Annotated in this window: 1 protein-coding gene and 3 rRNA genes; all 4 read right to left on the bottom strand. The window is 47.4% G+C overall.

Going from position 1 to position 7,094, the window contains the following annotated elements; translation table 11 throughout:
• Nucleotides 1-233: 233 nt before the first annotated feature.
• Nucleotides 234-536, bottom strand: coding sequence for a hypothetical protein (locus tag VR863_RS14840; RefSeq protein ID WP_324829297.1), 303 nt, complete (start codon nucleotides 534-536; stop codon nucleotides 234-236).
• A gap of 1,243 nt (nucleotides 537-1,779) precedes the next feature.
• Nucleotides 1,780-1,895 (bottom strand): 5S ribosomal RNA (gene rrf, locus VR863_RS14835).
• Nucleotides 1,896-2,123: 228 nt separating this feature from the next.
• Nucleotides 2,124-5,054, bottom strand: a 23S ribosomal RNA gene (locus VR863_RS14830).
• Nucleotides 5,055-5,498: 444 nt separating this feature from the next.
• Nucleotides 5,499-7,050, bottom strand: a 16S ribosomal RNA gene (locus VR863_RS14825).
• Together the 16S, 23S and 5S rRNA genes form the textbook arrangement of a ribosomal RNA operon.
• Nucleotides 7,051-7,094: the final 44 nt, after the last annotated feature.

Here is a 7,094-nt window from a genome sequence, read left to right as displayed (position 1 = left end):
TTTCATTCATTTTGTCAACAAAAAGAATTTAGTATATGAAACATCAGATGGAACCTCGAACAAAGCATGCCTGTAGATGGATAATTCTTTTACTAGATAGAGACAGCCTCAACCAAAGTTGAAAAACTATCAGTAGAGTAAGAATACAGCTGCATTTTAGCGCATGTCAGTAGTCAATTTGATAACAAAGTGAAACATAAAAACAGCCATATTAAGATATGGCTGCACCTACATTAATGCGGTATCGGATTAGAAGCAAGATAAAAAATCATAAATAAGCTAACTCCACTTAGAAGAATTAAACTTGCATAAAAAACCTTCCTCCATAATCCGCCAAAGAAGTATATACTCACTAATATGTAATAGACAATAGCACTTCCCGTAATGAATATCAGGAATTCTTTGGCTTGCTCACTTGAAGGTAGTGGATTAATCACATTAGTTAATGCTAATCCGCCAAAAATAAAAATTCCTATGATATTAAATAATTTTCTCATACTAACTTCCTTTTTTTCCAAAATTTCATTTTTAATCAAATACCCCACCCCCAATATTAAACTACGAATTAGTTCAATAATAGTTTCATGAAACTGTATTGTTGCCGTAAAAGTATTCCTTTTAATAAGAAGTTTACAGTTTTCAAGTTCTAATTAAACAGAAGACCAGTCATCTATGTGCAATCTTCTCTACTTGCTTGGTAACGTACTACTCTCGTAGTGGTCACCCCGACTTACCATGGTCATAAAAAATGTATAACGCGCGATATTATTTGGCAGTTTCTTTATTGAAATCAATAACCTTTATTTAATGAAATATCACTCACAGGGGTGCGATTCATCGTAATCTTTTAAATAAGATGTCTTGTCCTTCATCGATGACCAGCGTGAAGGCAGCTGAAAACTTTGGTTACACAGATAATTTGTTGTGGGTGCTAATATTGCTGGATTCATTAAAGTTGCTGATGTAATGATTGCAAAAGTAAAATAAGCGGAGATTTTACGGTTAAATGCAGAATGGAGCTAGTTTCAGGGGAAATAAAGGGAGTTTTTCCGCTTATGAACTGCAAAATCACTCATTTTTGAATCTTCCGAGTCAATAAGAGGAATCTCTCCGTCTATTTAAGCCTTTTTTAAATATTAATTAAAAATTAGCCGGAATTTTTCCGTCTATTTATCAGTTCTGGTGCTTAAACTGATTTCCCAACCGATAAGTGCGCCCCTTGATTCCTAAATGAGGGAATCAGCAGCTTTTTATCGACCAGCTTATAAAGATCAATAGAATTGGTACTCAAAACGGCATTTGCAAATGACAGAACCTTTGACACCTTTTTTAAGAGTACAATACCTACTGTCCTTCAATAATAATGATGTCTATTGCTATGTAAAAGTTAATGGAGTTACGTAGAAACCTTGATAACTAAAAAGAAGACCAGTCATTAAATGACTGGTCTTCTCACTTGCTTGGCAACGTCCTACTCTCGTAGTGGTCGCCCCCAACTACCATCGGCGCCGAGCTTAACTTCCGTGTTCGAGAGGTCGGCTTCCGATGAGCTTCGCATTTCTGCGTCAGACTGCACTCTCTCAAATCCTCGTGTACAGAGTACACTCCGGTTTTCGTTCGCTTGCTTCCTTGAACTACTCGCTCCTCGAAACCCGACCGTACCTATTATTATTATCTCTATTTATAAATGTAAAAGTACTTATATACCAATAAGCCTTTCGGCTTTTAAATTCGAAGTAACAAAAAAGACCAGTCAAAAATGACTGATCTTTTCTAGGTGCTTGGCAACGTCCTACTCTCACAGGGGGAGTCCCCCAACTACCATCGGCGCTGAAGAGCTTAACTTCCGTGTTCGGGATGGGAACGGGTGTGACCTCTTCGCTATCGTCACTAGACTATTAGAAGTGAACCTTATCTATTATAACCTCTTTACGAGATAATGCAAGAAGAAATTCATTCCTTCAAAACTAGATAACGGCAAGACATTCAATAATTTGTATTTGTCCAGCTACAGAAGCCACATCCTACGGCTGCTTCACTTCTTCAGTCGAAGTCAAAATCGACTTCTCTTTCAGAAGTTCCACCATCCTATGGATGTAAGCGGGCTTCTTCCGCCTTTCGTTTTGGTTAAGTCCTCGATCGATTAGTATCAGTCAGCTACACACGTCACCGCGCTTCCACCTCTGACCTATCAACCTCGTCATCTTCGAGGGATCTTACTAGCTTGCGCTATGGGAAATCTCATCTTGAGGGGGGCTTCATGCTTAGATGCTTTCAGCACTTATCCCTTCCACACGTAGCTACCCAGCGATGCCCTTGGCAGAACAACTGGTACACCAGCGGTGTGTCCATCCCGGTCCTCTCGTACTAAGGACAGCTCCTCTCAAATTTCCTACGCCCACGACGGATAGGGACCGAACTGTCTCACGACGTTCTGAACCCAGCTCGCGTACCGCTTTAATGGGCGAACAGCCCAACCCTTGGGACCGACTACAGCCCCAGGATGCGATGAGCCGACATCGAGGTGCCAAACCTCCCCGTCGATGTGGACTCTTGGGGGAGATAAGCCTGTTATCCCCGGGGTAGCTTTTATCCGTTGAGCGATGGCCCTTCCATGCGGAACCACCGGATCACTAAGCCCGACTTTCGTCCCTGCTCGACTTGTAGGTCTCGCAGTCAAGCTCCCTTGTGCCTTTACACTCTACGAATGATTTCCAACCATTCTGAGGGAACCTTTGGGCGCCTCCGTTACATTTTAGGAGGCGACCGCCCCAGTCAAACTGTCCACCTGACACTGTCTCCCAAGCCGATAAGGCTCGCGGGTTAGAATGTCAATACAGCCAGGGTAGTATCCCACCGACGCCTCCACCGAAGCTAGCGCTCCGGCTTCAAAGGCTCCTACCTATCCTGTACAAGCTGTACCAAAATTCAATATCAGGCTACAGTAAAGCTCCACGGGGTCTTTCCGTCCTGTCGCGGGTAACCTGCATCTTCACAGGTACTATAATTTCACCGAGTCTCTCGTTGAGACAGTGCCCAGATCGTTACACCTTTCGTGCGGGTCGGAACTTACCCGACAAGGAATTTCGCTACCTTAGGACCGTTATAGTTACGGCCGCCGTTTACTGGGGCTTCAATTCAAAGCTTCTCTTGCGATAACCTCTCCTCTTAACCTTCCAGCACCGGGCAGGTGTCAGCCCCTATACTTCGCCTTACGGCTTCGCAGAGACCTGTGTTTTTGCTAAACAGTCGCCTGGGCCTATTCACTGCGGCTTTTCTGGGCTATTCACCCTAAAAAGCACCCCTTCTCCCGAAGTTACGGGGTCATTTTGCCGAGTTCCTTAACGAGAGTTCTCTCGAACACCTTAGGATTCTCTCCTCGCCTACCTGTGTCGGTTTGCGGTACGGGCACCTCTCACCTCGCTAGAGGCTTTTCTTGGCAGTGTGGAATCAAGAACTTCGGTACTAAATTTCCCTCGCCATCACAGCTCAACCTTCGCGGTAAGCGGATTTGCCTACTTACCAGTCTAACTGCTTGGACGCGCATATCCAACAGCGCGCTTACCCTATCCTTCTGCGTCCCCCCATTGCTCAAATGGTGAGGAGGTGGTACAGGAATATCAACCTGTTATCCATCGCCTACGCCTTTCGGCCTCGGCTTAGGTCCCGACTAACCCTGAGCGGACGAGCCTTCCTCAGGAAACCTTAGGCATTCGGTGGAGGGGATTCTCACCCCTCTTTCGCTACTCATACCGGCATTCTCACTTCTAAGCGCTCCACCAGTCCTTACGGTCTGACTTCGCTGCACTTAGAACGCTCTCCTACCATTGTTCGTAAGAACAATCCGCAGCTTCGGTGATACGTTTAGCCCCGGTACATTTTCGGCGCAGAGTCACTCGACCAGTGAGCTATTACGCACTCTTTAAATGGTGGCTGCTTCTAAGCCAACATCCTGGTTGTCTAAGCAACTCCACATCCTTTTCCACTTAACGTATACTTTGGGACCTTAGCTGGCGGTCTGGGCTGTTTCCCTCTTGACTACGGATCTTATCACTCGCAGTCTGACTCCCGAGAATCAAGTCTTTGGCATTCGGAGTTTGACTGAATTCGGTAACCCGATGAGGGCCCCTAGTCCAATCAGTGCTCTACCTCCAAGACTCTAACTCGAGGCTAGCCCTAAAGCTATTTCGGAGAGAACCAGCTATCTCCAGGTTCGATTGGAATTTCTCCGCTACCCACACCTCATCCCCGCACTTTTCAACGTGCGTGGGTTCGGGCCTCCATTCAGTGTTACCTGAACTTCACCCTGGACATGGGTAGATCACCTGGTTTCGGGTCTACGACCACGTACTCATTCGCCCTATTCAGACTCGCTTTCGCTGCGGCTCCGTCTTTTCAACTTAACCTTGCACGGGATCGTAACTCGCCGGTTCATTCTACAAAAGGCACGCCATCACCCATTAACGGGCTCTGACTACTTGTAGGCACACGGTTTCAGGATCTCTTTCACTCCCCTTCCGGGGTGCTTTTCACCTTTCCCTCACGGTACTGGTTCACTATCGGTCACTAGGGAGTATTTAGCCTTGGGAGATGGTCCTCCCAGCTTCCGACGGGATTTCTCGTGTCCCGCCGTACTCAGGATACACTCAAGAGGGAACGAAGTTTCGACTACAGGGTTGTTACCTTCTATGACTGATCTTTCCAGATCGATTCGTCTACCCCGTTCCTTTGTAACTCCGTATAGAGTGTCCTACAACCCCAAGAGGCAAGCCTCTTGGTTTGGGCTATATTCCGTTTCGCTCGCCGCTACTCAGGAAATCGCGTTTGCTTTCTCTTCCTCCGGGTACTTAGATGTTTCAGTTCCCCGGGTATGCCTTCAATCACCCTATGTATTCAGGTGAAGATACTACTCCATTACGAGCAGTGGGTTTCCCCATTCGGAAATCCTCGGATCAAAGCTTACTTACAGCTCCCCGAAGCATATCGGTGTTAGTCCCGTCCTTCATCGGCTCCTAGTGCCAAGGCATCCACCGTGCGCCCTTTCTAACTTAACCTTCAGACGAACGATGAGCTGCGGATTTCTTCGTCGACTTCACTTTCTGCGCTGCTCACGTACCAGAAACGTACGCTCCGCTGCTCGAAAGTTCATCTCCTCGAACTCCTTGCTCCTCTTTCGTCTGACAATCTTAATAAGTTTTAAAGAACTTACTTTTTTCATTGAATGTCTTGTTACGTTATCTAGTTTTCAAGGTACGAGGCTACTGGCTTTAATCACATCGTGACTACTCATCAGCGAGCTACTTCATGCTGCCTTGCGCTGAGGAACTAATCATCTTTGATTAATCTTGCAGACGCAAGCGCAAATACTTTTCACATGGTGAAAAGTATCCTTTGAAGGAAGTTTCCTTCAAAACTGACCACAACAGGACTGAAACCGTAAGGTTTCTAGTCTAAACAAACGTCTTTTTATGAAGTTACTAGAACTTCAGTTTCCTTAGAAAGGAGGTGATCCAGCCGCACCTTCCGATACGGCTACCTTGTTACGACTTCACCCCAATCATCTGTCCCACCTTAGGCGGCTGGCTCCTTACGGTTACCCCACCGACTTCGGGTGTTACAAACTCTCGTGGTGTGACGGGCGGTGTGTACAAGGCCCGGGAACGTATTCACCGCGGCATGCTGATCCGCGATTACTAGCGATTCCAGCTTCATGCAGGCGAGTTGCAGCCTGCAATCCGAACTGAGAATGGTTTTATGGGATTCGCTTAACCTCGCGGTTTCGCTGCCCTTTGTACCATCCATTGTAGCACGTGTGTAGCCCAGGTCATAAGGGGCATGATGATTTGACGTCATCCCCACCTTCCTCCGGTTTGTCACCGGCAGTCACCTTAGAGTGCCCAACTGAATGCTGGCAACTAAGATCAAGGGTTGCGCTCGTTGCGGGACTTAACCCAACATCTCACGACACGAGCTGACGACAACCATGCACCACCTGTCACTTATGTCCCCGAAGGGAAAGCCCTATCTCTAGGGTTGGCATAAGGATGTCAAGACCTGGTAAGGTTCTTCGCGTTGCTTCGAATTAAACCACATGCTCCACCGCTTGTGCGGGCCCCCGTCAATTCCTTTGAGTTTCAGTCTTGCGACCGTACTCCCCAGGCGGAGTGCTTAATGCGTTAGCTGCAGCACTAAAGGGCGGAAACCCTCTAACACTTAGCACTCATCGTTTACGGCGTGGACTACCAGGGTATCTAATCCTGTTCGCTCCCCACGCTTTCGCTCCTCAGCGTCAGTTACAGACCAGAGAGTCGCCTTCGCCACTGGTGTTCCTCCACATCTCTACGCATTTCACCGCTACACGTGGAATTCCACTCTCCTCTTCTGCACTCAAGTCTCCCAGTTTCCAATGACCCTCCACGGTTGAGCCGTGGGCTTTCACATCAGACTTAAAAGACCGCCTGCGAGCGCTTTACGCCCAATAATTCCGGATAACGCTTGCCACCTACGTATTACCGCGGCTGCTGGCACGTAGTTAGCCGTGGCTTTCTGGTTAGGTACCGTCAAGGTACCAGCAGTTACTCTGGTACTTGTTCTTCCCTAACAACAGAACTTTACGACCCGAAAGCCTTCATCGTTCACGCGGCGTTGCTCCGTCAGACTTTCGTCCATTGCGGAAGATTCCCTACTGCTGCCTCCCGTAGGAGTCTGGGCCGTGTCTCAGTCCCAGTGTGGCCGATCACCCTCTCAGGTCGGCTACGCATCGTCGCCTTGGTGAGCCATTACCTCACCAACTAGCTAATGCGCCGCGGGCCCATCTATAAGTGATAGCCGAAGCCATCTTTCAATGTAAGACCATGTGGTCTTACATATTATCCGGTATTAGCTCCGGTTTCCCGAAGTTATCCCAGTCTTAAAGGTAGGTTGCCCACGTGTTACTCACCCGTCCGCCGCTAACTATCAGGGAGCAAGCTCCCATCAAGTCCGCTCGACTTGCATGTATTAGGCACGCCGCCAGCGTTCATCCTGAGCCAGGATCAAACTCTCCAATAGAGTGTTGATTGCTCATAAAATAAAAATTTAAAACGTTGACGTTT

Origin of the sequence: Qipengyuania zhejiangensis, assembly GCF_035607565.1 — a bacterium.
GTDB classification, from domain to species: domain Bacteria; phylum Pseudomonadota; class Alphaproteobacteria; order Sphingomonadales; family Sphingomonadaceae; genus Qipengyuania; species Qipengyuania zhejiangensis.
This window is presented reverse-complemented; position numbering and strand designations above follow the sequence as displayed.